Origin of the sequence: Aequorivita vladivostokensis, from assembly GCF_000952855.1 — a bacterium.
Classification (GTDB): Bacteria; Bacteroidota; Bacteroidia; order Flavobacteriales; family Flavobacteriaceae; genus Aequorivita; species Aequorivita vladivostokensis.
On sequence record NZ_JSVU01000001.1, the window covers coordinates 285916 to 312569 of the forward strand.

Annotated in this window: 23 protein-coding genes; 13 read left to right on the forward strand and 10 right to left on the reverse strand. The window is 40.6% G+C overall.

All coding sequences use genetic code 11. The features are described 5' to 3' along the window. Positions 1-12: 12 nt before the first annotated feature. On the forward strand, positions 13-1551 hold the full coding sequence (locus MB09_RS01265; protein WP_045079043.1) for a bifunctional GNAT family N-acetyltransferase/carbon-nitrogen hydrolase family protein: 1539 nt from the start codon (positions 13-15) through the stop codon (positions 1549-1551). Positions 1552-1570: 19 nt separating this feature from the next. On the opposite strand, the gene MB09_RS01270 is transcribed toward MB09_RS01265, so the two are convergent. Next, a complete protein-coding gene (locus tag MB09_RS01270) occupies positions 1571-2956 on the reverse strand; it encodes a glycosyltransferase 87 family protein (protein ID WP_045079044.1) in 1386 nt (461 codons plus the stop codon). A 38-nt stretch (positions 2957-2994) separates the two neighbouring features. Further along, complete coding sequence (locus MB09_RS01275; RefSeq protein ID WP_045079045.1) at positions 2995-4122, reverse strand: TolB family protein; 1128 nt, start codon at positions 4120-4122, stop codon at positions 2995-2997. 31 nt (positions 4123-4153) lie between these two features. Here MB09_RS01275 and MB09_RS01280 point away from each other — a divergent pair, with 31 nt between their 5' ends. Next, positions 4154-5383 (forward strand): M20/M25/M40 family metallo-hydrolase, encoded by a 1230-nt coding sequence (locus tag MB09_RS01280; protein WP_045079046.1) that lies wholly within the window; start codon positions 4154-4156, stop codon positions 5381-5383. 148 nt (positions 5384-5531) lie between these two features. Here MB09_RS01280 and groL read toward each other — a convergent pair whose 3' ends face one another. Both groL and MB09_RS01290 read right to left on the reverse strand, forming a co-directional pair. After that, a complete protein-coding gene (gene groL / locus MB09_RS01285; RefSeq protein WP_045079047.1) occupies positions 5532-7169 on the reverse strand; it encodes a chaperonin GroEL in 1638 nt (545 codons plus the stop codon). A 142-nt stretch (positions 7170-7311) separates the two neighbouring features. Continuing rightward, on the reverse strand, positions 7312-7587 hold the full coding sequence (locus MB09_RS01290) for a co-chaperone GroES (RefSeq protein WP_045079048.1): 276 nt from the start codon (positions 7585-7587) through the stop codon (positions 7312-7314). 789 nt (positions 7588-8376) lie between these two features. On the opposite strand from MB09_RS01290, the gene MB09_RS15370 reads away from it, so the two are divergent. The 5 genes from MB09_RS15370 to MB09_RS01315 all read left to right on the forward strand — a co-directional run bounded on the left by MB09_RS15370 (position 8377) and on the right by MB09_RS01315 (position 12635). Continuing rightward, positions 8377-9045 (forward strand): T9SS type A sorting domain-containing protein, encoded by a 669-nt coding sequence (locus MB09_RS15370; RefSeq protein WP_084709005.1) that lies wholly within the window; start codon positions 8377-8379, stop codon positions 9043-9045. 17 nt (positions 9046-9062) lie between these two features. Next, a complete protein-coding gene (locus tag MB09_RS01300) occupies positions 9063-9659 on the forward strand; it encodes a hypothetical protein (protein ID WP_045079049.1) in 597 nt (198 codons plus the stop codon). A 175-nt stretch (positions 9660-9834) separates the two neighbouring features. Next, entirely contained in the window at positions 9835-10410 is a 576-nt protein-coding gene (locus tag MB09_RS01305) for a hypothetical protein (RefSeq protein WP_045079050.1), read from the forward strand. Between the two features lie 4 nt (positions 10411-10414). Then, the gene (locus MB09_RS01310; protein ID WP_045079051.1) at positions 10415-10615 is read left to right on the forward strand and encodes a hypothetical protein; all 201 of its coding nucleotides are present in this window, start codon (positions 10415-10417) and stop codon (positions 10613-10615) included. Positions 10616-10619: 4 nt separating this feature from the next. Then, entirely contained in the window at positions 10620-12635 is a 2016-nt protein-coding gene (locus MB09_RS01315) for a T9SS type A sorting domain-containing protein (protein ID WP_045079052.1), read from the forward strand. Between the two features lie 58 nt (positions 12636-12693). Here the strand turns inward: MB09_RS01315 and secG are convergent, their stop codons facing one another. The 6 genes from secG to MB09_RS01345 all read right to left on the reverse strand — a co-directional run bounded on the left by secG (position 12694) and on the right by MB09_RS01345 (position 17938). Next, positions 12694-13026, reverse strand: a complete 333-nt coding sequence (secG, locus tag MB09_RS01320; protein ID WP_045079053.1) for a preprotein translocase subunit SecG — start codon at positions 13024-13026, stop codon at positions 12694-12696. Then, positions 13023-13928, reverse strand: a complete 906-nt coding sequence (locus tag MB09_RS01325; RefSeq protein ID WP_045079054.1) for a hypothetical protein — start codon at positions 13926-13928, stop codon at positions 13023-13025. The genes secG and MB09_RS01325 overlap by 4 nt, the downstream gene beginning before the upstream one ends. 47 nt (positions 13929-13975) lie before the next feature. Then, positions 13976-14488, reverse strand: a complete 513-nt coding sequence (locus MB09_RS01330; RefSeq protein WP_045079055.1) for an LptE family protein — start codon at positions 14486-14488, stop codon at positions 13976-13978. Positions 14489-14555: 67 nt separating this feature from the next. Beyond that, positions 14556-15833, reverse strand: a complete 1278-nt coding sequence (locus tag MB09_RS01335) for a sigma-54 interaction domain-containing protein (RefSeq protein WP_045079056.1) — start codon at positions 15831-15833, stop codon at positions 14556-14558. 41 nt (positions 15834-15874) lie between these two features. Beyond that, a complete protein-coding gene (gene miaB / locus MB09_RS01340) occupies positions 15875-17320 on the reverse strand; it encodes a tRNA (N6-isopentenyl adenosine(37)-C2)-methylthiotransferase MiaB (RefSeq protein WP_045079057.1) in 1446 nt (481 codons plus the stop codon). Between the two features lie 114 nt (positions 17321-17434). After that, the gene (locus tag MB09_RS01345; RefSeq protein WP_240484791.1) at positions 17435-17938 is read right to left on the reverse strand and encodes an inorganic diphosphatase; all 504 of its coding nucleotides are present in this window, start codon (positions 17936-17938) and stop codon (positions 17435-17437) included. Between the two features lie 273 nt (positions 17939-18211). Between MB09_RS01345 and topA the strand changes: the two genes are divergently transcribed. The 6 genes from topA to porN all read left to right on the forward strand — a co-directional run bounded on the left by topA (position 18212) and on the right by porN (position 26623). Then, on the forward strand, positions 18212-20728 hold the full coding sequence (gene topA / locus MB09_RS01350) for a type I DNA topoisomerase (RefSeq protein ID WP_045079058.1): 2517 nt from the start codon (positions 18212-18214) through the stop codon (positions 20726-20728). After that, positions 20728-21891: a formimidoylglutamase gene (locus tag MB09_RS01355; protein ID WP_045079059.1), complete on the forward strand. Its 1164-nt coding sequence runs from the start codon at positions 20728-20730 to the stop codon at positions 21889-21891. The genes topA and MB09_RS01355 overlap by 1 nt, the downstream gene beginning before the upstream one ends. 113 nt (positions 21892-22004) lie before the next feature. Next, positions 22005-23378, forward strand: coding sequence for a T9SS ring complex lipoprotein PorK/GldK (gene porK, locus MB09_RS01360; protein WP_045079060.1), 1374 nt, complete (start codon positions 22005-22007; stop codon positions 23376-23378). A 64-nt stretch (positions 23379-23442) separates the two neighbouring features. Further along, positions 23443-24093, forward strand: coding sequence for a type IX secretion system motor protein PorL/GldL (porL, locus tag MB09_RS01365; RefSeq protein ID WP_045079061.1), 651 nt, complete (start codon positions 23443-23445; stop codon positions 24091-24093). A gap of 44 nt (positions 24094-24137) precedes the next feature. Continuing rightward, on the forward strand, positions 24138-25700 hold the full coding sequence (gene porM / locus MB09_RS01370) for a type IX secretion system motor protein PorM/GldM (protein WP_045079062.1): 1563 nt from the start codon (positions 24138-24140) through the stop codon (positions 25698-25700). Between the two features lie 23 nt (positions 25701-25723). After that, the gene (gene porN / locus MB09_RS01375; protein WP_045079063.1) at positions 25724-26623 is read left to right on the forward strand and encodes a type IX secretion system ring subunit PorN/GldN; all 900 of its coding nucleotides are present in this window, start codon (positions 25724-25726) and stop codon (positions 26621-26623) included. Positions 26624-26654: the final 31 nt, after the last annotated feature.

Below are 26654 nucleotides of genomic sequence, written 5' to 3' on the forward strand. Positions count from 1 at the left end.
CCCAAAAATTATATGGAACCTAAAAAGATTGAAAATATTGAACTTAAGTTTTTAACCATAAAAGACTATGAAGCCCTGAAAAAGGCAACTATTCAATCTTATGGGGGTATGCCAAATAGCTATTGGAAGATCAACGAAATAGGAAACCTCATAGACATCTTCCCAGAAGGACAAGTGGTTATTATGGCCGATGGCGAAATTGCCGGTTGTGCGCTCTCCATTATTGTTGACTTTGATGAATTGGGAGAAAAACATACCTACAAAGACATTACAGACGACCCCAATTTTAAAATACACGACCCCGAAGGCGATGTGCTCTATGGAATAGATGTTTTTATCCGTCCAGATTTTCGGGGATTGCGTTTAGGACGAAGATTATACGATTATAGAAAGGAACTTTGCGAAAACCTAAATCTGAAAAGCATCGTTTTCGGGGGAAGAATGCCAAATTATCATTTACACGCAGATAAACTTTCGCCAAAACAATACATTGAAAAAGTAAAGCGCAAACAGATTGACGATCCCGTTTTAAACTTTCAAATTTCCAACGACTTTCACCCAGTGCGCGTATTAAAAGGCTATTTGGAAGGCGACAAGGCTTCGGGGGAGTTTGCGGTTTTAATGGAATGGGACAATATTTACTATACCAAACCCGAGAAAAAACCAAAGCCTTCTGCGATAAAAAGTATTGTTAGGTTGGGGTTAATCCAGTGGCAAATGCGTAGCTATTCCGGCATGGAGGAGTTGATGCACCAAGCAGAGTATTTTATAGATTCTGTGGCTGGGTACCGCTGCGATTTTGCTATGTTTCCAGAGTTCTTCAACGCTCCGCTTATGGCAAAATACAACCATATGAGCGAGCCAGATGCCATTCGCGAATTGGCTAAATATACTAAGGAAATTACTGAAAGACTTTCACAGCTTTCAATTTCGTACAATATCAATATTATAACTGGGAGTATGCCCGAAATGGTCCGCGGCAAGCTTTACAACGTAGGTTATTTATGTCGTCGCGACGGAAGTGTGGAACGTTACGAAAAGATTCACGTTACGCCAGACGAAGAACGCGTTTGGGGAATGGTAAACGGTAATTCCCTAAAAACTTTCGATACTGATTGTGGAAAAATTGGGGTGCTGATTTGTTATGATTCAGAATTCCCCGAACTCTCAAGATTGCTTTCTGATGAGGGAATGGACATCTTATTTGTTCCATTTCTTACAGATACTCAGAACGGCTATTCTCGCGTAAGACTTTGCGCCCAGGCACGAGCTGTAGAAAACGAATGTTATGTAGCTATTGCAGGAAGCGTGGGCAACCTGCCCAAGGTGCATAACATGGATATACAATACGCCCAAAGCGCAGTATTCACGCCTTGTGATTTCTCTTTTCCCAACAATGGAATTAAAGCCGAAGCAACCCCAAACACCGAAATGATATTGGTGGCCGATGTCGACATAGATTTGCTTCGGGAACTGCACACTTTCGGAGCTGTTCGTAATTTGAAGGATAGAAGAAAAGACTTCTACAGATTGGAAAGAGTAAAAAAATAGTTGCTGTCCTGCAAGGTTTTTAAAATCTTGCAGGTTTCAAATTTGTTGGAACAATGATTTCCCAAATCGCAACTCCTATAACAACAATATATTCCATAGCAACCAACCAAAGCTTTTCATCAAAACCATTTTCGCCATAAGCAGAATAGCTTAGCATTACCATAAAACTCCAAACTATCGGAAATTTATATTTTGTAAAAACTGAAAGTAAAAGTGGAGTGGCAACGTACCACGGATGCACAGTGGTGGAAAGTAAAAAGTAAAACGAAATTGCAAAAAGCATCCCGGTCATCAATTCCTGTGGCGTTTTATTTTTTCTGAAAAAAGCGATCGCCAGAACAAAAAGTAATACTAGAACAGGCAGAATCTTTCCAGTAGTTTCTATAATATTCCATCCTACAACTTGAAACCCAATCCAGCGGATTATGTAGTACATACTCGCATTGAATTCAAAATTCTGGAACCAAAGTCCGATGGTCGAGGAGAAATTCTGAATAAATTCTGAAGAAAGAAAGGGTAGAAATGTAAGTACTACGGTAAATCCGATAACTGAATAAAATCCCACGAGTTTTTTAATCGAAACCCCAAAGATTTCTAAAACCTTTTGGGTTTTTTCATTAGTGAAATATTTCAAAAACAAAGGCAAAAACAATAACGGAAGCAATTTCACGGAAACAGAAATTCCAATCAAAACGGCTGCCCAAAACCATTTTCCTTTGAATAATAAATATAGTGCCCAAACAAAAAAGAAAAGCATTACCCCTTCAAAATGAAGATTTCCAGTAAGCTCAATGATGATAAAAGGATTTAGAAAATACCAAAAGATGTTTTTAATTGGAAGGTTCAACTTTTCTAAAAGTTTCTTTCCGAAGTAAAGAATTCCAACATCTGCCAAAATAATCAGCACGCGCAGCACAATCACGGAGCCCATAATACTTTTCCCCGCAAACAGTGCGGCAACTGCAAAAAACAATTGGTTAATTGGTGGGTAATTGCTGAAGTGACTTGCATTTAGAGCACCCATTCCGTCAATTAATTGTTGGGATTGTTCAATTGTCACTCCGAGCGCAGGCGAGGAGCTGGGTGTGAACAAGTACGGACTAACCCCCTGAATCAATAACCGCCCATCCCACAGAAACCGATAGAAATCCTGTGAAAGATTCGGAATTGCAGGAATAAGAATTAATCTAAAAACAATTCCTAAACTGGCTAAAAACCAAAAATAGTCCCGAGACTTCGGGATAAATTTTTCAATAAAAAGATAGGTGATGATGAAAAGTGCACCGTAGAGTGAAATGAGTTTTGTAAAATCACTTCGCTCCAAATCATACCCAAAACTGATGTAAAACGCGACTGATAGTATCGCAAATAGAAGCGGGATCTTATATAATTTAATGAAATTCAAGTTTCTAATTTATAAGATTCCTGCCTTCGCAGGAATAATTAATCCTGCCATTCGGCAATAAAAAGATTGGTGTCGCGCCCGCCGCCATTATTTCTATTTGAAGAAAAAGCTAACTTTTTCCCGTCATTCGAAAAAACTGGAAAAGCATCAAAAGTCCTTCCGTGCGTAACGCGTTCCAGGTTTTTTCCATCAATATCAATTAAATACAGATTAAACGGGAATCCTCGTTCCGCTTCAAAATTACTGGAGAACAAAATCTTTTCGCCCGAAGGATGAAAGAACGGTGCCCAATTGGCGTTGCCCAAATGAGTCAATTGGCGAAGCTCGCTGCCATCGGCATTGCAGATAAACAGCTCCATTTCAGTGGGCTGCACCAAACCTTGGGCGAGCAAATCTTTATATTCCTTAATTTCTTTCTCAGTTTCGGGGCGCGATGCACGAAAAATCAATTTTGAACCATCCGGTGAAAAGAAGGCGCCGCCGTCGTAGCCCAATTCGTTAGTAATCTGTTTTACGTTTTTTCCATCGATATCCATAGTGTACAATTCCAAATCGCCACTGCGCATGGAAGTGAAAACAATTTTATCGCCTTTGGGCGAAACGGTTGCTTCGGCATCGTAACCCGGTTCGTTAGTGAGTTGGGCAGTTATATTTCCTTCCAAATCGGCAACAAAAATATCGAAGCTGTCATAAACTGGCCACACGTATTTGCCATCCCTTTTAAGTGGAACTTCTGGGCAATTTTCATCTTTTAAATGTGTGCTTCCGTAAACAATATGTTTTCCGTCCGGCAGAAAATAACTGCAAGTAGTTCGGCCTTTGCCGGTGCTTATCATTGGGGGTTGTTTGTCTTTAAAAGTTTCCTCAGCGTTCATCAAAAACATTTGGTCGCAGTTTACGCCCCAGTTTTTATAGTTGCTTTGGAAGATGAGCTTGCTGTCGTCAAAGCTCCAATACGCTTCGGCATTATCTCCACCAAAAGTAACTTGACGGATACTTTTGAAATGCTTTTCTTCGGGATAAATTAGCGTGTCATTTGTAGCGGGATCCAATACTACGGTCGTGGTTTTTTCAGCTGAACCGGCCGATTCATTTTCTGCTCTTTTCACTTCCTTTTTACAACTCGCAAATACTGAAACGATAAGCAGGGTATAGAATATTTTCATTTTTAATGTACTTTTGAGCAAAAGTAATGATATGCGTGCAATTTTAGTAATATTAATAGCAATAGTAGTTTTTTCCTGTAAAGAAACGCAGGTGAATTCCGTATCTATGAAAGAAGACGTTGCCATCTTGGCCAACGATAGTTTAAACGGAAGAAAAACTGGTTCTGATGGCGAAAGGAAGGCTGCAAATTACATAGCCAAGCGGTTTGAAGATTTAGGATTGCAACCCAAAGGTTCGGAAGGATTTTTTCAAAAATTCACTTATAAGGCCAGTAAAAATCCACATCAGGAAGCTGAATTTACTGCAGAAAATAACGATAGTACCGAGACGGGACAAAACGTGATTGCATATTTAGATAACAAAGCGGAAAATACCGTAGTAATCGGCGCCCATTACGACCATTTGGGAATGGGCGGCGAAGGTTCGTTGTATCGCGAGGGGGAAGCAATACACAACGGTGCGGACGATAACGCGAGTGGTGTTGCGATGATGCTGCATTTGGCAGATTCGCTTCAAAAGAAAGGTTCCCCGAAAAATAACAACTACCTTTTCATTGCTTTTTCTGGGGAAGAAGAGGGGTTATTGGGTTCAAATTATTTCGTTAAAAATCCAACTATTGATACTAAAAAAGTAACTTATATGCTGAATATGGATATGGTGGGAAGGCTTAATTCTGAAAATACTTTAGCAGTTTACGGCGTGGGAACTTCGCCTATTTTTAAACAAGCCGTAAATGCGAATGCCAGGGAATTAAAAATTGCCGAAAACGAAAGCGGTGTAGGTCCGAGCGACCACACTTCGTTTTATTTGGCAGATATTCCCGTGTTGCATTTTTTCACTGGGCAGCACGAAGACTACCATAAACCCAGCGATGACGCTGAAAAGGTGAATTTTGAGGGAATGAAAATAGTTTCAAATTACATTTTCAGCATAATAAAAGATTTGGATAACCAGCCCAAACTTCCTTTCAAAAAAACCAAAAATGAAAGCGAAGTGGTGCCAGAATTTAAAGTGACGTTGGGCGTGGTTCCCGATTATCTTTTCAGCGGAAAAGGGATGCGAATTGATGGTGTAAGTGAAGACAAACCAGCCCAAAAAGCAGGACTTCAAAAAGGCGACATTGTTGTAAAAATGGGCGATTTTGAAGTAACCGATATGATGAGCTATATGAAGAGTCTTTCAAAATTTGAAAAGGGGCAGACAGCAAAAATAACTATCGAAAGGGGTGGGGAATTGAAGGAGATTTCCGTTACATTTTAGGATTTCTTCAAATAAAAAAACCTAACAAGACTCTAAGTTCTGTTAGGTTTAATTTCGTACTGAGTACAGACAAGATCTGCCTTGTCACAGTACGGCCAAGGCATTCCTTAGGGCAGATAAAGCCAAGGCATGCCTTGGCTTATCGATGTTACATCATCCCAGGCATTCCACCGCCCATGCCGCCTGGCATTCCGCCGCCGGCATTTTCTTCTTTAATATCTACCAAAGCACATTCCGTAGTAAGAATCATTCCTGCTACCGAAGCCGCATTTTCTAACGCGATACGGGTTACTTTTTTAGGATCGATGATTCCCGCTTTTAGCATATCAACATAGGTTTCGCTTTTGGCATCGTAACCGAAGTTCTTTTTGCCCTCCAAAACTTTATTGATAACTACTGAACCTTCGCCACCAGCGTTTTCAACAATAGTGCGCAAAGGAGATTCAATTGCTTTAGCTACTATGTTAATTCCAGTTGCTTCGTCAAGCGTATCGGTTGTAAGCTTTTTAAGCACTTCAATAGCGCGAACTAAAGCTACGCCTCCTCCGGCAACAATACCTTCTTCAACAGCCGCACGGGTTGCGTGAAGTGCATCGTCAACACGATCTTTTTTCTCCTTCATCTCTACTTCTGAAGCAGCACCTACGTAAAGAACAGCAACACCACCGGCTAATTTAGCCAAACGCTCCTGCAATTTTTCCTTGTCGTAATCGCTAGTTGTAGATTCTATTTGAGATTTTATTTGGTTTACACGACCTTTAATATCGCTCTTGTTTCCAGCGCCATTTACAATTGTAGTGTTGTCTTTATCAATTGTGATTGTTTCCGCAGAACCCAACATATCGATTGTTGCGTTTTCCAAAGTGAAACCGCGTTCTTCAGCAATTACAGTTCCTCCAGTTAAAACTGCGATGTCTTCCAACATTGCCTTTCTTCTGTCACCAAAACCTGGCGCTTTTACAGCTGCAATTTTCAATGAACCGCGAAGTTTATTTACTACCAAAGTAGCCAAAGCCTCGCCATCAACATCTTCTGCAATAATCAATAAAGATTTTCCTTGTTGTGCCACTGGCTCAAGTATTGGAAGCAAATCTTTCATTGAAGAAATTTTCTTGTCGTAAAGCAAAATCATTGGGTTGTCCAATTCGGTTTGCATTTTTTCGGTATCGGTTACGAAGTAAGGGGAAAGATATCCCCGGTCAAACTGCATTCCTTCAACTACATCTACGTAGGTTTCGGTTCCTTTCGCTTCTTCAACGGTGATAACGCCTTCTTTTCCAACTTTTCCGAATGCTTTGGCAATCAAATCACCAATTACATCGTCGTTGTTTGCTGAAATGGAAGCAACCTGCTTAATCATTTCAGAAGAATTACCAACTTTGGTAGCTTGTTTTTCAAGGTTGCTAACGATGGCTTCCACAGCCTTGTCAATTCCACGTTTCAAATCCATTGGGTTAGCGCCGGCAGCAACGTTTTTCAAACCTTCCTTTACGATTGCCTGTGCAAGTACGGTAGCCGTAGTAGTTCCGTCACCAGCAAGGTCGTTGGTTTTAGAGGCTACTTCCTTAACCATCTGTGCGCCCATATTTTCAAGGGCGTCTTCCAATTCAATTTCTTTTGCAACAGTTACACCATCTTTGGTTACTTGCGGTGCACCAAAGGATTTGCTGATAATTACGTTACGACCCTTTGGGCCCAAGGTTACTTTTACTGCGTTTGCCAATGCGTCAACGCCGCGTTTTATGCTGTCGCGGGCTTCTACATCAAATTTTATATCTTTTGCCATAAATCTTAAATTTTTTCATTCCTGCGGAGGCAGGAATCTTTTGGTTAATACTTATAATTTCTAAATTTTTTGCTTTTGAAGAAATTCCAAAAATAAAATTCCAAATTCCAAAGTTTGGAATTTGGTGCTTGTATTTTGGAATTTAAATTATCGCGAGTATGTCGTCCTCGCGCATGATGAGATAGTCTTTGCCGTCAAATTTCAATTCGCTGCCGGAGTATTTTCCGTAAAGAACGGTATCGCCGACCTTCACGGTCATTTTGTGGTCTTCTTTGCCTTTGCCCACAGCTACTACTTTTCCTTGTTGTGGTTTTTCTTTTGCGGAATCTGGAATGTAAATACCAGATGCGGTTTTAGTTTCAGCCTCTTCTGGCTGAACCAATACGCGGTCTGCGAGTGGTTGAATTTTTAATGCCATTTCAATTTTATTTTTTAGTTGTTAAACTTAAGTTTAAATGTTTGCTTGCTAATTGGCAGAAATTGTGCCACTGCCCATAAACTGACATATTCCAAAATAAAAATGCCAGCTTGTCAGAAGCTGGCATTTTAAATCTAATAAAAATATTAGGGAGAAAATTAATATTAACAAAGAATATAGGCTTTTATTGGGCAATTGAGTTAAAGAAAAATTAACTTTTGATTTGAAAATTTTGGTTATTCGGCGTTTTTTTTTTTAACTTAAACGAAATATTGCGATTGTCACACGCAAATTAAGTATGATTTTATGTGTTGTTTACATCAATAAATGATAAAAACATCTCTTTATATTATTATCAAAAGCTGTGTCTTTCAATCTTAAAACCAAAGAATTAATCTTTCTAGAATTGCACAAAAACTAATTAAAATGAAAAACCTCTATTATACACTCCTTTTTACAATATGCTTTTCCTTTTTAGGGACCATGTAGCTTACGGCACAGATAGTCAACATACCGGATCCAAATTTTAAAGCGGCGCTTCTCGCTGACGGTAATATTAATACCAATGGCGATGGGGAAATACAGGTTAGCGAGGCAGAGGCTGCGGTTGATGTTAGTGTTGTTGGCAACAATATTAATGATTTAACAGGTATCGAAGCATTTATCAACATAACTTTTTTAGAATGTTCCAATAATAATTTAACATTCATTGATATTAGCAACAATCTTGAACTTGAAATTTTTGAATGTTATAATAATCAACTCACAAATATTGATATAAGCCAAAATATGGCACTATATCAATTTGAATGCAGGTTCAACCAACTTACGAGTCTGGATTTGAGCAATAACCCCAATATTGTGCTCTTATCAATGGGCAATAATAATATTTCAGAGTTGGATTTGGTTGATAACAATGCCTTGCTCATTTTGGAATGTGCCGACACACAATTGGAAAGTCTTGATTTGAGCCATAATACTGGTCTCACCTCTTTAATCTGTAATGATAACGATGCCTTGACATATATAAATCTTAAAAATGGTAACAATGAAAATTTGGTTTTTGATGGGCCTTTTCCGAGCAATTTTGAAAACCTACAGAGCTTAGAGACCATTTGTATAAATGATATTAATAATACAGCACTGATAGATGAAATTACTGCGCAAGTAGGCCATCAAGTAGATTTTACGGAAGATTGTACCCTAGGTATGGCAGATGCAGATTTCAATGAAATAAGAATATATCCAGTACCCATTGGAGATAAATTATATATAAGTGCCATAACACCAATCGTACAAATGAATGTTTATAATTTATTGGGGCAAAAGGTGCTTTCAATAGCTCAAAAGAATTCCATTGTGGAAGTAAGTGTTGAAAAGCTGCCTATAGGTGTATATGTAGTAATGCTACAAGACACTAACGGACGTGTTAGTGCCAAGAAAGTAGTAAGAAGATGAATTTAATTTAAGGAATTATGAAAAAAAATGTATTGATACTTTTGGCGGTGGTAACTTTTTTAGGCTGCTCAAAAAAAGATGATGGCCCAAAATTGCCCCCCATTACCCAAACGGGTGCAAATACTTTTGGATGTTATATAGATGGGAATCTCTTGGTGCCCCGTAGTGGAACAGGCACTTTTAACTCTCCTGATTATGGAATGGTATTGGAAGCAGGCCCAGGGCCGGGTGATAACGTTTTGTATCATGAACTTAAAGTATATGATTATAAAAGTGGAAATGGAGCGCGCTTTACCTTGCATATTTTAGGCCTCTTGGACAATGGCGTTGGTACTTACGCTATCAATGAAAGTAACTGTGAAGGAAACATTTTATCTAACCAAAATACTAATCTTTTTTGTCGGTGGTGGAATGAAAATACACAAACTTATAAATGGTATTGCTCCGTTGAGAACGGCGGTACTTTGGAGGTTTTGAGGAATGAAAACGGCATACTGTCTGGCACTTTTAATTCCAGAATGGTCAATCGCGATGATCCCACAGAGTTTATAGAAATAACAGAAGGTCGATTCGATATTAACGGCTATACTTTATTGGATAAATATTTTCCTTAAAAAAATGGGTGCCTTTGGCGAGTCGCCCAATATTGAAAAATAAAACAAAATAAACGCAATTCCATAGAGTAATATGATTCAAATCATAATCTGGGGAGTAATTTTAACCTAACTTAAGCACTATTGCAGATTTCATTTTAAAAATCAATTGAAGAACCCTTAAAGTATTGAAATTATGAAAGCAACAATTATAATTTTGGCCCTTATTTTAATGGCCCCGGCAAGCTGCTCAAAAAAAGGTGATGACGGTTTTAAGCCCACCCTGCCGCCCATTACCCAGACCGGGGAGAACACCTTTGGGTGCTATGCCAACGGAGTATTGATAACTCCACGGGATGGCTCTGGAACTTTTAACTCGCCTGATTATGGGCTGAGATTTGTCGCAGGTCCTTCTCCAGAAAATATTATATATAATGAAATATTAGTCCATGATTTTGCTAGTGAAAAAACAGCGAGCATCACAGTGCACATCATTGATATGGATTCCCTAGGAATTGGAGAATATATTGTAAACGAAAGCAATTGTTATGGAAATGTGGATAGCCCCAATACCAATAACGTATTTTGCAGAATATGGGTCGAGGAAGAAAATCTTTACAAAAGCTATTGCTCCCTCCCAAACTCGGGGGTTATTACCATAACAAGATATGATGATTGCATCATATCCGGAACTTTTAGCTGCAGGGCGGCAGCTTTTGAAGAACCTACCGCATCCCGAACAATCGGACGCAGAACATGTTTCCATCTATGAATTTATGACCTATAAAAATAATTTAGATCAAACCGTTTTTTTAGTCGATTCACTAAGAACAATTGGATACGACGTTGTTATCGTCAACCAACCCACCTATCCAGAAAACCTGGTTCAACAAAACCCACCAATAATAGACGGCGGTGCAGATTATATAGAGCGCAATGCCATGGCACATGTGGCCCTGTACCAAGCTTTGAAATGATACCTTGGCTCAAAACAATAGCACAGAGCAATTAGTTATAGTGGGTCCCAGCATGGGCGGACAGATTTCCCGTTATGCCTTGGCCTATATGAAAAAGCACAACATGCCCCACAACACCCGTCTGTGGGTAAGTGTGGACAGTCCGCATTTAGGCGCCAACATCCCCATGGGCGCACAATCGCTCCTCAATGTGCTGAACGATTTTGCTGACAGCGCAGAAGCACAGGACTTTGTGGAAAACCAATTGGGCTCCGCGGCCGCCAGACAGCAGCTCATCGAGCAACACAAAGTAGATTACATTCCGATACCTATACCACCTTTCTATTTGCCGTTCCATAGTTACATCCTTGACGGAAAGACAGAATCGCAGGGCTTTTCCCAAGACCAAGGCCATCCTTTTTTTATTCAATATTATGATGCCTTGTACAATAATGGTTTACCAAATAGCGAGGGCTATCCACAAAACTTACGGAAGATCGCTATTGTGAACGGTTCCTTGACAAATTCCATAGATTTTCAGAATCCATTTGTTTCTGGAGGCACAGATTTCAACAGCAATGGCCCAACGCCCAGTAGTTACCGATCGCACGGAGCACAGACCTTTAAAATAGAGGGAGATGCCAATGTTATAGGTCATATTGTCACGTTGGAAACATATAATTTGCCGTCTATGGGAAACAACCATAAACTGTCCTATTTTAAAAAAAAGAAATTTGGTGGTTGGACTTATTACGATCAATATATTACCAACAACAATTCCAGGGGCAATATGGACAATGTGCCGGGCGGGTGGTTTCCTACACAACGTGAGTTGGCCAAATCAATCGAGGATTCGACTCCTTGTGATTGGGTAGGTATAGAAGATCCCAATTGGGGCGGTTATATATGTGTTAACGATTGGTATGTTATAAATTTGGCCCACGTAAGTTCCTTTATACCGACTGTCAGTGCTTTGGGTTTTAAAGACCCCGATTTCAACTGGCATCAGGCATTCAAAAGAAACTTGGTCTGTCCCGGAAACAAAGAAATCCCCTTTGACACTTACTTTGGCCCACGCAACAACGAACAGCACACCTCGTTTACCGAAAAAAGCGTCAATTGGTTATTAGAAGAACTTGCAGGCAATCCTCAACCGCCCACAGTCCCTTTAGACCCTGAAGATATGAGCGGCCCGACGGTTATCTGTGGCACCGATACGGTTACTTACAGTTTCGACTTTTGCGAGAGCCTTCCCGTTATAGCATGGGAGGTTTCAAATAACCTAATAAAAACAACTCCTTTAACTAACTATAACCGTAGCATTATTGTACAACCCGTGCATGCATCAACCAATGGTTGGGCATACGTAAAAGCCATTTTCGCAAGCCCAAATGAGCCAGTGCAAAAAAATATTTGGATCGGTCCGCCCAAGGTAAATTTTGTTGAGGATGTGAACATAACGCAAATAAATCATACTATGCCTATTGTTCCTCCAGATAGTTGCGATGAGTTTGGGCTGAAACTGAATATTTCTCCTTCCTTTGGCAATGTGCAGCAAATGGAGTGGGAAAAAGTATCCACAAATTATCAATGGTCCCAAGATCCGCCAGGCTACAATGATCCTTATGTTATTATTGCGCCTTTGTGTGAAGATCCCGTTCAGTTCAAAGTCCGTATGCGTAATGAATGTGGCTGGTCCAATTGGCAACAAATAGAAGATACGAATTCCGAATGCCAGACGAATTGTGGAGGAGGCGGTGGTGGAAGCGGAACGATCACTAGTGATTATTTTATAATTTATCCCGTTCCCGTTGATACTACCCTCCACGTGAATATGATTGGCACAGATCCTACTGACCTTTTAATTGCAGGGGATACGCTTACTATCCAACTCTTTAACAGTTCGGGCACGATGGTTAAGAACATCAATACTATTGCCTGTCATAATTCCATTGATGTATCAACTCTTCCTGCTGGGCTCTATACGTTAAAAATTATTTATAACGGTACTCCCGAGAATCATCAAATTGTAATAAATTAGAATTGAACAAAAATGCCAGCTCGATAAAGCTGGCATTTTTAAATATTTTATAAAGTAATTATTCTGCTGGATCTGTTGTGGCAGGTGCAGGAGTTTCGGTAGTGGGAACCGCGGGAATGGCACTCTCGTCAAACGTTTTTGACTGTACGGTGTTGCCGCCCATGATAAAAACATTTGAAAATAAAATCAACGCCAGCATAATGGTTGCAAGGGTCCAAGTACTTTTATCAAGAAAGTCGCTGGTTTTCTGCACCCCGCCAATCTGTGCGCCGCCGCCACCGCCGAAAGACGATGAAAGTCCGCCCCCTTTTGGATTTTGAACCATTATTACTACGACCAACAAAAAGGCCACTATCATTATTAAAACTAGGAATATTGTAAACGTACTCATGATTGTTCTGAATTAATCAACTTTTCTATTGCCCGAATTTGGTCTGCAAAGAAACCACTTTTTTCGGGATTTTTCAAAATTAAAATTTTATATGCCTGAATTGCTTTTTTATAGTTCTTTTGTTGCAGGTACACTTTTGCCAAAGTCTCCGTCATTAGAGACTCGGGCGTTTGTGTGAATGGTGCGGCAAGGTTTTTTGGTTCCTCTTTTTTCTTGGCGGTTGAGCTTTCTTCTGAAGGAACTATTCTCGGGCGTTCCTGAATAAACTTGTCAATCAATTCAAATTTGCGTTCTTTCTCATCATCTTTTATTGAGCTTTCAGGTTCCTCTTTTGAAATTTCCTCTGAACGTTCAATCGGTTTTGCTTTTGTAAGTTTTAGCCACTCTGAAAAGGAGTGGGTGTCGTTTTTGGTAAATTCCAAAGGTTTATTCGGTTGCAGTATTTCTTCGATTTTTTCCTCTTTCTCTGCAATTAAATTGGAAACGGAAGCCACCTTTCTTTGAAACAGTTCGGGATTCAGAATATCTTCGGCCTTTTGCATTTCGGCTTTTAATTGCCTGTCTATTTCAAGGCTTATCTGTTCTGAAACATCTTCGACCACAACGGTTATTTCTTCCACCGAAGCATCGTGCTGCAAGATGGTTTGTGAAATTTCATTCTGGACAAATTTTTCAGAAGTAATGTATTCAAATAGAATGTCCCGATCTGTGGTGTGGGCTGCGGCGAGTTTTAGCGCATCATTGTATAGAAAACTATCCTGGTTTTTCAATCCCTTTAACTGTAGGGCACGGGCGCTTTGGAAATAAGGGTATTTTTGAATGATAATTTCCAATGAGGAAACGTCCTCAGCGGTTATTTTCTGGGGATTGGCCAATAAATATGTATAATTTTCAATATTCAAAGTGCAATTTTAAACTATAAATTTTTTTAAAATAACCGTAGTCCCGGTTACCAATTAGCAAGCGATTTATTAAAAATATCTTGGGTTATCCGCTCAAAAATAATCTCCACTGCGGCGTCTAGTTTTGCGCCCGTTAGCTGGGTTTGTCCCGGATAATCGTAATAAAAACTGAAAGGTTGCTCAAAATCCTTAAGCGGATCCTTTGTGTTAAAAAACCGTACGTTTACTGTGATCGTCAATCGGTTTTGGGCGGCAGTACTATTTGCCGTGGCGGTAATTGGCGCTATATAATATTGTGTTATTTCACCCTCGTAAACCAAATCGCCATTATTGTTCACTAGATCTAAACTGGTTTGGTTCAAAAGCAACTCTTGTAATTTTTGGGTAAAGTCCCTGGCAATTCCCGGCTCTACAATAGGCGCATTGTTCTGAAAATAATTAACCTGTACCGTTTTTGTAGTGCTGTAATTTATATCTGCTCCCGTAAAGGAATAAGGTCCGCACGCTTGCAATAGGATTGCTGAAATAAGAAGCAGTATTATTGAAAGTATTCTTGGCATTTACGTTGTTTTAATTTCTCTTTTGAAATTTGATGCACGAGATAAATCGTGGGCCGTTGACTTGATTTTACAAGTCGTATTGTTTAATTTTTCTGTAAAGCGTTCTCTCTGAAATTCCAAGTTCATCTGCCGCATCTTTGCGTTTTCCGTTGTATTTTTCGAGTGATTTTTTGATGAGTTCCAACTCCTTTTGCTGAAGGGAAAGATTTTCCTCTTCCTCGATATCCTCGGCATATTCGTACTTGTCCTTTCGTTGCTCTGAAGTGTGTTCGGGAATGCTGAAAACTTCAACGTCCGTTTGTGTGCCATTGGTCTCTTCATCAATTATGGAAGCCAGTTCCTCTTCAGCTTCATTTTCTCCGGAATAAATTTTATTGATGAGCGAGGACTGTTCTTCCTTAACCTTTGCCGCATTCCCGGTTTTCATCAATTCCAAGGTTAGCTTTTTAAGATCGTTTACGTCGCGCTTCATATCAAAAAGCACTTTGTAGAGAATCTCGCGCTCGCTGCTGAAGTCACTTTCAGCCTTTTTCGCATTTACGATCGCGGGCAGATTGCTCCCCATATCGGGTAAATAATGTTTAAGGGTTTCATCGGAAATTTCTCGGTTTTGCTCTAAAACTGAAATTTGTTCCGCAACGTTTCGCAACTGCCGAATGTTTCCGCTCCAGCGATATTTCAGCAATAAATCGGTTGCTTCGTCTGTCAATCTTATGGTAGGCATTTTATATTTCTGGGCAAAATCTGCCGCAAATTTTCTAAAAAGCAAATGGATATCCTCCTTCCGTTCGCGCAGTGGTGGCAGATTGATTTCCACTGTGCTCAATCTGTAGTAAAGATCCTCGCGAAATTTTCCTTTTTCAATGGCATCTACCATTTTTACATTCGTAGCGGCAACGATGCGAACGTCTGTTTTCTGAGCCGCGGAAGAGCCAACTTTTAAAAATTCGCCATTTTCCAAAACCCGCAATAAACGTACCTGGGTGGGAAGCGGTAATTCGCCAACTTCATCGAGGAAAATAGTGCCGCCATCAGCCACTTCAAAATACCCGCTTCGTGTAGCTGTTGCACCGGTAAAAGAACCTTTTTCATGCCCGAAAAGTTCGCTGTCGATGGTGCCCTCGGGAATAGCGCCACAGTTTACAGCAATGTATTTACCGTGTTTTCTGTGCGATAGCGAATGTATAATTTTCGGAATACTTTCCTTACCCACACCACTTTCGCCTGTTACCAATACCGAAATATCTGTAGGCGCAACTTGAATTGCTTTTTCCACAGCGCGGTTCAGTTTTGGGTCGTTGCCTATTATTCCGAAACGTTGTTTTGTTGCTTGTATGCTTTCCATAAGCCTATTTCCGCAAAGGCGGGAATCTCATTAATTTATTGTCAATTATTCTTGCTCAACCCCACTGCTTCGCCAATTAAAGTAGCAGTGGTACAATCGTTTACTTTTACTTTTACGAAATCTCCCAGTTTATAATTCTCCTTCGGAAAAACTGCAACATTATTGTGTTCCGTTCTGCCGCTCCATTCGTCTTTGTTTTTCTTCGACTCTTTTTCAATTAAAACAGTCACGGTTTTTCCTAAAAATTCCGCGGTGCGAATGGCGCTGTGTTTTTGCTGGAGGTCCACAATTTCGGTCAATCGGCGGCTTTTTGTTTCTTCGGGCACGTCGTCTTCCAGCTTTCGGGCGGCCATGGTGCCGGGCCTTTCGGAATATTTGTACATATAGCCAAAATCATATTTCACATATTCCATTAAACTCAAGGTTTCTTTATGGTCTTCCTCAGTTTCCGTGGGGAAACCAACAATCATATCCTGCGAAATGGCGCAGCCGGGAATGATTTCCCAAATTCTGTCAATCAATTTCATGTATTCCTCCCGAGTATGCTGGCGGTTCATGGCTTTCAGAATGCGCGTACTGCCGCTTTGAACGGGAAGGTGGATGTGGTTACAGATATTTTCGTGCTTCGCTACCACGTGCAGCAATTCTTCGTGCATATCCTGTGGATTGCTGGTTGAAAAACGGATGCGCATTTTTGGGTGTGCCATTGCTACCATATCCAATAATTGGGCAAAGTCTGTTGCCGTTGCCTGTTGCATTTCGGAAGCATTTTTGAAATCTTTTTTCAGGCCGCCACCGTACCATAAATAGCTGTCCACGTTTTGACCCAGCAGCGTGATTTCCTTATACCCCTTTTCGGCCAAATCATTCACTTCGCGCAAAATACTGTGTGGATCACGGCTTCGCTCTCGGCCTCTTGTAAATGGTACCACGCAAAAGGTGCACATATTATCGCACCCGCGGGTGATGCTCACAAAAGCGGTAATGCCGTTGCCCCCCAAACGCACGGGCGAAATATCGCCGTAGGTTTCTTCTTTGGAAAGGATTACGTTTACGGCATCGCGTCCTTCCTCAACTTCTTTTAATAAATTTGGAATGTCTTTATATGCATCCGGCCCAACAACCAAATCGACGATTTTTTCCTCTTCAAGAAATTTTTCCTTTAAACGTTCCGCCATACAGCCCAAAACGCCGACTTTCATTTTCGGGTTTATTCGTTTTACGGCGTTGTATTTTTCAAGTCGTTTTCTGACGGTTTGTTCGGCTTTATCACGAATGGAGCAGGTGTTTACTAAAACCAGATCGGCTTCTTCCAGTAAATTTGTTGTATTATATCCTTGGTCGGCAAGTATGGAAGCCACTATTTCGCTATCGCTAAAATTCATAGCACAGCCGTAGCTTTCCAAATATAATTTTTTGGAATTGGTGTCTCGCGCTTCCAGTGTAAGCGTGTTTCCCTGTGTTTTTTCGTCAATAATCTTATCCATAAAAATCTTTGTTCAATGCAAATTCAAAAGGGGTTTCACTGAACTTGCAAAGATACTATTAATTTGTCACGCTGTCAAAGTGGCAGATTTATTTTCGAAATATCACAAAACCACTTAATTTTTTAAAGGAATTGAAAGTTTTTGAATCTCTAATAGGGCTTCTTTCTCGTCGCTCCATCCTATGATTTTTACACGATCTGAAGGATTATAATTTATAAACCACATTTCAATAATTTCAATTGCGCTGGGATATTTTTCTGAAAATTCAGTAAATGTTTCCGCAGAAACTGTTTGCAGTTTTCTATCTGAGGGGATACAGATTACCTTAAAATCTTCTTCTCCATTGTCCAAAAGGCGGAGCATTGCAATGGGTTTTGTTTCTAATATAGTCCCAGTTTTTAAAGATTCGCAAAGCACCAAAACATCCAACGGGTCGCCATCGCCACCCTCATCGCGATTAGAATAAGTGGAAGCAATAAAGCCATAATTTCCGGGATAGGGCAGGTATTCTATTATGCGCTCTTTTCCATTGCGAACATCCACTGCAAATTTCTTTGAGGTTTTGTCCAACTCAATCTTTTTGCTCGTTCCCGCTGGAATTTCTATAATGCAATTCACATTTTTTTCTTTTGAAAAAGTTTCTGTTTTAAAAACTTTATAGGTGGGGTTACAATTTTGAAATAATATTAGGAAGAGAAACAAAACTATGTTTCGCACAAAAACCATTGTTTGTGGTGAATATAAATTCATAAAAATAATTTTTCTTTTTTCAGGCCTTCTAAAAATAGTATAATTTAAAGGTAGTACGATGTTAAGAGTTGACTAAATTTAGGTGTCAAAAATTGCGTATTAAAAAATTCATATACTTTTGTACGCATAACAAATAAGTATATGGCAAAGAATTTAGTGATAGTTGAGTCCCCGGCAAAAGCAAAAACCATTGAAAAATTTCTTGGAAAGGATTTCAAGGTTTCCTCCAGTTTTGGGCACATTGCAGATCTTCCGTCCAAGGAATTGGGCGTGGACGTGGAAGGGGATTTTACACCTAAATATATAGTGAGCAGCGACAAAAAGAAGCTGGTGGCAGAATTGAAGTCGCTGTCCAAAAAAGCTGATATGGTTTGGCTGGCAAGTGATGAAGACCGCGAGGGAGAAGCCATTGCGTGGCATCTTGCCGAGGAATTGAAGCTGGACAAAAACAAGACCAAGCGGATTGTTTTTCACGAAATTACCAAGTCTGCTATTTTAAAAGCGATTGAAAACCCGCGCCAGATTGATTATAATTTGGTAAACGCCCAACAGGCCCGACGTGTGTTGGACCGTTTGGTTGGGTATGAACTTTCACCCGTACTTTGGAAAAAAGTGAAAGGTGGACTTTCCGCAGGACGCGTTCAGTCGGTTGCCGTTCGGTTGATCGTGGAGCGCGAGCGCGAGATTGAAGCCTTTACGCCCGTAGGTTCCTATAGAATCGATGCCGAATTTACAACGCTTGAAGGCAGCAAGTTCAAGGCGAAACTTCCAAAGAATTTTGATACGGAAGAAGAAGCGCGCGAGTTTCTTCGGAAGAATTTGGGAGCTTCCTATAAAATTTCAGATTTAACAAAAAAGCCCGCCAGCAAAAGCCCGGCGGCACCTTTTACCACATCAACCTTACAACAGGAAGCAGCGCGAAAATTGTATTTTTCGGTTGGAAAAACGATGACCATTGCGCAACGCTTATACGAGGCTGGATTGATTACCTATATGCGTACCGACAGCGTAAACCTTAGCAACGACGCAAAAAATGCAGCACAAAAGGAAATTATTGCTTCCTATGGAAAGGAATACAGCAAACCCCGCGATTACAAGGGAAAAAGCAAGGGAGCGCAGGAGGCACACGAGGCCATCCGCCCCACTGATATGACCCAGCACAGTATTTCTGGCGACCACGACCAAGCGCGTTTGTACGATTTAATTTGGAAGCGAACCTTGGCTTCGCAAATGAGCGATGCGCAATTGGAGCGTACCAATGTGAAGATTGACGTGCTTTCCAAAGAAAAAGTTTCAGAAAATTTCACTGCAAATGGTGAAATGATAAAGTTTGACGGTTTTCTAAAAGTATATTTGGAAGGAACCGATTTTGAGGAAGAAGAGCAGGAAGGCATGTTGCCAAATATGAAAAATGGCGACTCACTTGAAAACAACTACATCACCGCTACCGAACGCTTTACGCGTCCGCCGTACCGATACACGGAGGCGTCGTTGGTAAAGCAATTGGAGGAACTCGGCATCGGCCGTCCGTCAACTTACGCACCGACTATTTCAACCATCATCAGCAGAAATTATGTTGAAAAGGGAACCGTGGAAGGCGTGGAGCGAAAGTATCTTCAGTTAACACTTCAAAAGGAAAACATAAAAGATAAAACCTTGACCGAAACTGTTGGATCCGACAAAGGGAAATTGGTTCCCACAGATATCGGGATGATCGTGAACGACTTTTTGGTGGAACATTTCGAAAATATTCTTGACTACAATTTCACCGCAAAAGTAGAACAGGATTTTGACGACATAGCCGAAGGCAAAGAGGAGTGGACCAAGATGATGAAGGATTTCTACGGAAAATTCCATCCACGGGTAGAGCACGTTGAAGAAAATGCAGACCGCGAAAGTGGCGAGCGCATTTTGGGCGAAGACCCCGAAACGGGCAAAACCGTTTTGGTACGCCTCGGAAAATACGGCCCCATGGCACAGATTGGCGCGCCGGAAGACGAGGAGAAAAAATTCGCCAGTCTCCGTCCAGACCAGCAATTGCATTTGGTTACTTTTGAGGAAGTGATGGACCTTTTCAAGCTTCCGAAGACTTTGGGCATTTATGAAAAAGAAGAGGTTGAGGTGAACAACGGTCGGTTCGGCCCGTATGTGCGCTTCGGAAAAACCTTTATTTCGCTTCCGAAGGGAATGGATCCTTTAGACGTGGATATGGCTTTTGCAAAGGAGCTGATTGAAGAAAAGAAAAAAGCCGATGCACCTATATATATGTATGAGGATCTGCCAGTTCAAAAAGGGGTTGGACGTTTTGGCCCTTTTATAAAATGGAACAATATGTTCATCAACGTGAACAAAAAGTATGATTTTGACAATCTCTCGGATGAAGATATAGAAGAATTGATAGAGGACAAAAAGCAGAAAGAAATTGACAAGCTCATCAACGAATGGCCAGATGAAAAAATACGGATTGAAAAAGCGCGATGGGGCCGTTTCAATATTATAAAAGGTAAGACAAAAGTTGAGCTGCCCAAAGGCACTGAGGCCGACAAGATAACTTTGGAAGAGGCCAAGGATTTGCTTGATAAAAAAAGCCCAAAGAAAAAAACCGCGGCCAAAAAGAAAACCGCAACTAAGAAAAAAGCTACAGCCAAGAAAAAATAATGATAGAATTTTTATCGCCAGTTTCAAAAAAAGTTTTGGCACATCGGGAAATCTTGCCTCTGGGAACTTTAGGAAAACAGATAGAAACCCACGCCAAAACAGGGGAACTTCCAGCTCTAAAGAATGTAAAGTTTGCTATTCTGGGCATTAAGGAAAATCGTGCCGACGAGAATTTTATGGGCGGGGACGTTTCTTTTGATTCGTATAGAAAAGCCTTTTACGCCCTATATCCCGGAAATTGGAATTACAATATAATAGACCTGGGAGACATAGAAAAAGGTGAAACGGCCGAAGATACCCGCTTTGCCGCCAGAGAGGTTATAGCAGCGCTTCTTAATAAGAATATTGTGCCATTGATATTGGGCGGCAGCCAGGATTTGGCATTTGCCCAATATCGGGCGTATGATGGGCTGGATGGAATGGTAAACGTAGTAAATATCGATAACCGTTTCGACCTTGGAAATGCCGAACTACCTATTTCCAACAAATCGTATGTAGGAAAGATGGTGGTTGAAAAGCCTTATAATCTTTTTAATTACAGCGTTTTGGGATATCAATCCTTTTTCAATGCCCCACAGGAAATAGCCTTGATGGAAAAATTGTATTTTGATGCCTATAGATTAGGGGAAGTGTGTGCAGACATTACTGTGGTAGAGCCCATTATGCGGGATGCCGATATGGTAACTTTAGATGTGACCGCAATAAAAAGTGCAGAATTAAGTTATAAGAACAATAACAGTCCCAACGGTTTTGATGGCCGTGAAGTTTGTGCCATTTCCCGATATGCCGGTATCAGCAATAAAGTGAAATCCTTTGGCGTTTATGAGTTAAGCGACTCTATTGAAAGTAAGAGCGGCGCAATGCTCGTGGCCCAAATAGTATGGTATTTTATTGAAGGATTTAATTTTCGGGTAGAAGACGGCGACTTCGAAAGCGAAAATCTCTTTACTACCTATAAAGTACCCGTGGATGATGAGATTTTAGAATTCAAAAAAAGCAATAAAACCGAAAGATGGTGGATTGTTTTGCCTTTTATTTCAAATGTTAATAATAAATTAAAAAGGCATACGTTATTACCTTGCACTTATGGCGAATATTTGGGTGCATGCAATCAGGAAATTCCTGAACGGTGGTTAAAAGCCCGCCACAAAAATGAAGTATAATCAAACAACACAAGTAAAAACGGGGATTAAGGGTTTTTCAAAAAAAAATTGTTTTTTTGGAATTTTATAGATAGGTTTACGCCCTTGAATCTCGAAATTTAACCTAAATACCTATGAAGAAGTTTATTGCATTAACTGCGATCGTTGCCTTTTTGTTCAGTTGTAACTCCGGAGACCGGGGAGAACTGGTGGGGGCAAAAGGTAAAAAATGGTATCCTCAAAAACCGTACGGAATGACCCTTGTGCCCGGTGGATCTTTCATCATGGGTAAAAGTGATGATGATTTTGTAGCCGTAAATGATGCGCCTACAAAAACCGTTACCGTGCGTTCCTTTTACATGGACGAAACTGAAATAACCAATGCTGAGTACCGTCAATTTGTAAATTGGGTTCGCGATTCCACGGTAAGATTGCGTCTTGCTATTATGGCCGACGAAGTGGGTGCAACCCCAGGCGACGGCGGTATTGGTGAATTTGCATTTGTTGATCAGGAAAACGAAGAAATGACTCCCTACCAGCAGTATATGTACGACAATTACTTTGGAATGGGTGAAGATTATTACGCAGGTAGAAAGTTGAATGATAGGGTAGATATAATCTGGGATACATCGGAGTATCCGGATGAATACTATTCTGAAGTAATGGATACCATGTACATTCCAACCGAAGAAGCGTATAACGGTCAGCGCACAATTGATGTGAGCAAATTAAATTTCCAATATACCTATATGGATATTGAAGCTGCCGCGCGGGACAAAACCAAACGACGTAAAGATTTCATTAAAAAGGAAGAATTGAATATCTATCCCGATACTACGGTTTGGATCAAAGATTTCAACTATTCCTATAATGAGCCGATGCACAATGATTACTTTTGGCACGAGGCTTATGGCGATTATCCTGTGGTGGGTGTTACCTGGAAACAGGCCAAAGCCTTCTGCGCTTGGAGAACGCTGTATAAGAATTCCTATCAAAAATCTAGAAAGAAGAACTTCGTAAACTCTTTCCGTCTTCCCGGTGAAGCAGAGTGGGAGTACGCTGCTCGCGGTGGTCTGGAGTCGGCAACCTATCCTTGGGGTGGGCCGTATGCTAAAAATGACCGAGGTTGTTTTATGGCAAACTTTAAGCCTTTACGTGGCGATTACGCTGCAGACCAGGCGCTATATACTGTAGAGGCGAAATCTTATGAGCCAAACGATTTCAACCTATACAATATGGCTGGAAACGTATCGGAATGGGTGGCTTCTTCTTATGATCCCGCTTCGTATGACTACACTTCTACTATGAATCCAAATGTTAACGATCCAAACAATATGCGAAAAGTGGTTCGTGGCGGTTCGTGGAAGGATGTGGCATATTTTCTACAAGTAAGTACCCGTGATTATGAATATGCAGATTCTGCGAGAAGCTATATAGGCTTCAGGACTGTACAGGATTACATGGGCACCGATGTCGTGTTAAACCAAAACTTTGGCGACGCTCGCTAATACCCCTTTTTTACTAAACTAAAATAACCTTAATCAAAAACTCTCAACTAAAAATTTAAGTATTATGGCACAATCAAGATCATCAAAAAAATTATTTAATATGGCCTATGGCCTTGGCGCATCTATTGTAATTTTGGGCGCACTTTTTAAAATCCTTCACTGGGAATTGGGTCCCCTAAACGGAGGTCTTCTTTTGGCCATTGGTCTTATTACTGAAGCTATCATTTTCGCCATTTCCGCTTTTGAACCGGTAGATGACGATTTGGATTGGTCTTTGGTTTACCCAGAATTGGCAGGAGGTGCCGCTACTAACAGAAAAGCTATTAAAGAGCCAGAGGATTCACAAGGTCTTCTTTCCAAAAAATTGGATGAAATGCTTAAGGAAGCACGTATCGATTCAGAATTGATGAATAGCCTTAGCACCAGCATCCGTTCTTTTGAAGGAGCTGCCAAAGGTATGGCCCCAACTGCAGAGGCAATGAACTCTACAAAGAAATATAGTGAGGAAATGGCTCTTGCCGCCGCACAAATGGATTCCTTGAACAGTCTTTACAAAGTACAGATTGAGTCAACCAGCCGTCAAGCAGAGGCAAATCAGGCCGTTGCTGAAAACGCGGAACAATTAAAGCAACAGATGCAGCACTTGGCTACCAACCTTTCTTCCTTGAACGGGGTTTATGGAGGTATGCTTTCTGCAATGACTAATAGAAACTAAGATAGGTTTTCACCTTAATTATTAATCTTTAAAAAAGAATAAAAATGGCAGGAGGAAAACTATCCCCAAGGCAGAAGATGATTAACCTGATGTATCTGGTTTTCATCGCGATGCTTGCACTTAATATGTCCAAAGAAGTATTATCTGCTTTTGGACTACTTAACGAACGATTAACAGAATCCAATAACGCTTCCGAAGCAAGAAATACCGCTTTTATGGAAAGCCTTGCTACCAAAGCTTCAGAACAACCTGAGCAATATGGGGCAGTAAAAGAGAAAGCTGACAGAATCAGCGCAATCTCTAACGAGTTTGATGCCTATATTGAAGGTATTAAAAACGATATGATGAGTACCGTTAAACCTGAAGATGCGCAGGATTATGAGGTTCAAGACAAACCGGACCATCTAGATCAAAAGTTTTTCCAAGGCGATAAACTTTCGCCAGCTGGTCAAGAGTTTGTAGCACAGATAGACAAATATCGCGAAGGCGTATTAGGTGTAATTGGCGATGACCCGAGATACCAGAGTATAGCGGCAGATGTTGCCAAAAAATTTGAAACCCAACCGGTAAAACGTCGTGATGGAGTTGAAGTGCCGTGGTTAAACTATCATTTTGAAGGATTTCCACTAGTTGCTTCAAGAACAAAAATGACGCAATTACAAAATGATGTTAAAACTACCGAGAATGAAATTCTTTCAAATATGTTGGCAGGACAGCAAGCAGCTGCTCTATCTTTCACACAGTATAATACATTGTTAGAAACTTCTAAATCGGCATATTATGCAGGTGAAGAGTTCGATGGCGGAATTGTTCTGGGACGTAAGGATCCAAATACAAGACCGAATCGTGTAGAACTTACGTTGGATGGAAGACCTCTATCAGAAGGTCAGTATGCAATTGAGAATGGTAAGGTAATGTTGAAAATAAGTGCCGGTTCTCCTGGCGATCACAAAATTGAAGGAAATCTTATCTTCCTTGAAAATGGTGAAGAAAAGGAAATTCCAGTAAATGTTGGTTTCTCAACTATATCTAAACCAAACTCCGCCGTAATCGCCGCAGATAAAATGAACGTGGTGTATCGTGGGGTGGACAACCCAATGACGGTTTCCATTCCTGGTATTCCTGACAACAAGGTGAATGCATCTGCTCCTGGGCTTTCTAAGGTTTCCGGAAGTAAATATGTTATGCGCCCGGGTGCTGGTAGAACTGTAACTATAACGGCTAGCGGAACCTTGCCCGACGGTACAGGGGTTAGAACTCCAGCTGAATTCCGTATAAAGGATATCCCTGCTCCAGTAGGTGCTATCCGTGGAGAGACTGGAATTGTGAGAATGGAGCGTGGAGGTCTTGAAATTTCCTCCGTATCTGCTGTATTGCCAGATTTTGATTTTGATGTAAATCTTAACGTTACCGGATTTAGCTTCAAAGTGTCTGGACAGCCAACCGTTCGTGTAAATGGAACCAAGTTGGATGCCGCTGCAAAAGGCGCGCTTAGACGAGCTGGAAGAGGCGAGACCGTTCAAATTTTTGATATCAACGCCAGTGTCTCTGGAAGTGGTGTAATGCTTAAGAAAACCTCTCCAGTTATTATTGAATTGACAAACTAATATTGAGTATAAAACCCTATAATATGAATTTGAAAAATGTTGTTTTATGTGTTTTTGGCCTGGGAATGGCTGCCAGTGGGGCTGCACAGGTAAATATTCTAAATGCCAAAACTCCCGAAGATATAGGTAAAAAGACCGAAGCACAAATTGCCTATGACAATGATACCCCATTGCCCTATGGTTATACCGACGAGCGCGATGTGTTGTGGTCCAAAACCACTTGGGAAATAATCGATCTAGATGAAAGAGTCAACTTCCCACTTTATTATCCTATAGATACAAACAACATTGGTTCAGACAGACGTTCCCTTTATGATGTTTTGGTGAAAAACATAAAAAATGGAAATATTGAAAATGTTTACGCTGATTCCTATTTTACTGAAAAGCGTACCTTACAGGATATTGAAGCTTCGTTGGTCTATAGCGATACTACTGATTTGGGTATAGAACAATACAATGCCGAAGGCGTTGTAGATCCTCAATTTGTACGTCGTTTTTCCTTGAATGCAGGTGATATTGAAGAATGGCACATCCGCGGGTATTGGTATTTGGACAAGCGTCAAGGCGAACTCAAATATCGATTGTTAGGTATTTGCCCCGTCGCAAACGAGGCCCGTTCCAAGGCTTTTCCCGAAGATGGAATAGATTCCAAAGTAGAACTGTTCTGGGTTTGGTTTCCGGGAGCGAGAGAAGTATTGCACAATGCCAAAGCATTCAATAGAAAGAATACGTCGCAACCTATATCTTATGACCATTTGCTGAATTCGAGGCGCTTCCACGCGGTGATTTACAAAGAGGACAACGTACAAGGCGATAGGGATGTAAAAGATTACATCAATGACAATGCCCTTATGCAATTGCTGGAATCTGACAGAATCAAGGAGCAAATTCGTAATATAGAAATAGATTTGTGGAATTATTAATGGATTAATGAAACCATAATTTGAAGAAAGC

What these genes read in the sequence shown, in the direction of transcription:
- MB09_RS01265 (WP_045079043.1), top strand. Translation starts at nt 13, where the DNA reads ATGGAACCTAAAAAGATTGAAAATATTGAACTTAAGTTTTTAACCATA.
- MB09_RS01275 (WP_045079045.1), bottom strand. Translation starts at nt 4,122, where the DNA reads ATGAAAATATTCTATACCCTGCTTATCGTTTCAGTATTTGCGAGTTGT.
- MB09_RS01280 (WP_045079046.1), top strand. Translation starts at nt 4,154, where the DNA reads ATGCGTGCAATTTTAGTAATATTAATAGCAATAGTAGTTTTTTCCTGT.
- groL (WP_045079047.1), bottom strand. Translation starts at nt 7,169, where the DNA reads ATGGCAAAAGATATAAAATTTGATGTAGAAGCCCGCGACAGCATAAAA.
- MB09_RS01290 (WP_045079048.1), bottom strand. Translation starts at nt 7,587, where the DNA reads ATGGCATTAAAAATTCAACCACTCGCAGACCGCGTATTGGTTCAGCCA.
- MB09_RS15370 (WP_084709005.1), top strand. Translation starts at nt 8,377, where the DNA reads ATGGCACTATATCAATTTGAATGCAGGTTCAACCAACTTACGAGTCTG.
- MB09_RS01300 (WP_045079049.1), top strand. Translation starts at nt 9,063, where the DNA reads ATGAAAAAAAATGTATTGATACTTTTGGCGGTGGTAACTTTTTTAGGC.
- MB09_RS01305 (WP_045079050.1), top strand. Translation starts at nt 9,835, where the DNA reads ATGAAAGCAACAATTATAATTTTGGCCCTTATTTTAATGGCCCCGGCA.
- MB09_RS01310 (WP_045079051.1), top strand. Translation starts at nt 10,415, where the DNA reads ATGACCTATAAAAATAATTTAGATCAAACCGTTTTTTTAGTCGATTCA.
- secG (WP_045079053.1), bottom strand. Translation starts at nt 13,026, where the DNA reads ATGAGTACGTTTACAATATTCCTAGTTTTAATAATGATAGTGGCCTTT.
- MB09_RS01330 (WP_045079055.1), bottom strand. Translation starts at nt 14,488, where the DNA reads ATGCCAAGAATACTTTCAATAATACTGCTTCTTATTTCAGCAATCCTA.
- MB09_RS01335 (WP_045079056.1), bottom strand. Translation starts at nt 15,833, where the DNA reads ATGGAAAGCATACAAGCAACAAAACAACGTTTCGGAATAATAGGCAAC.
- miaB (WP_045079057.1), bottom strand. Translation starts at nt 17,320, where the DNA reads ATGGATAAGATTATTGACGAAAAAACACAGGGAAACACGCTTACACTG.
- topA (WP_045079058.1), top strand. Translation starts at nt 18,212, where the DNA reads ATGGCAAAGAATTTAGTGATAGTTGAGTCCCCGGCAAAAGCAAAAACC.
- MB09_RS01355 (WP_045079059.1), top strand. Translation starts at nt 20,728, where the DNA reads ATGATAGAATTTTTATCGCCAGTTTCAAAAAAAGTTTTGGCACATCGG.
- porK (WP_045079060.1), top strand. Translation starts at nt 22,005, where the DNA reads ATGAAGAAGTTTATTGCATTAACTGCGATCGTTGCCTTTTTGTTCAGT.
- porL (WP_045079061.1), top strand. Translation starts at nt 23,443, where the DNA reads ATGGCACAATCAAGATCATCAAAAAAATTATTTAATATGGCCTATGGC.
- porM (WP_045079062.1), top strand. Translation starts at nt 24,138, where the DNA reads ATGGCAGGAGGAAAACTATCCCCAAGGCAGAAGATGATTAACCTGATG.
- porN (WP_045079063.1), top strand. Translation starts at nt 25,724, where the DNA reads ATGAATTTGAAAAATGTTGTTTTATGTGTTTTTGGCCTGGGAATGGCT.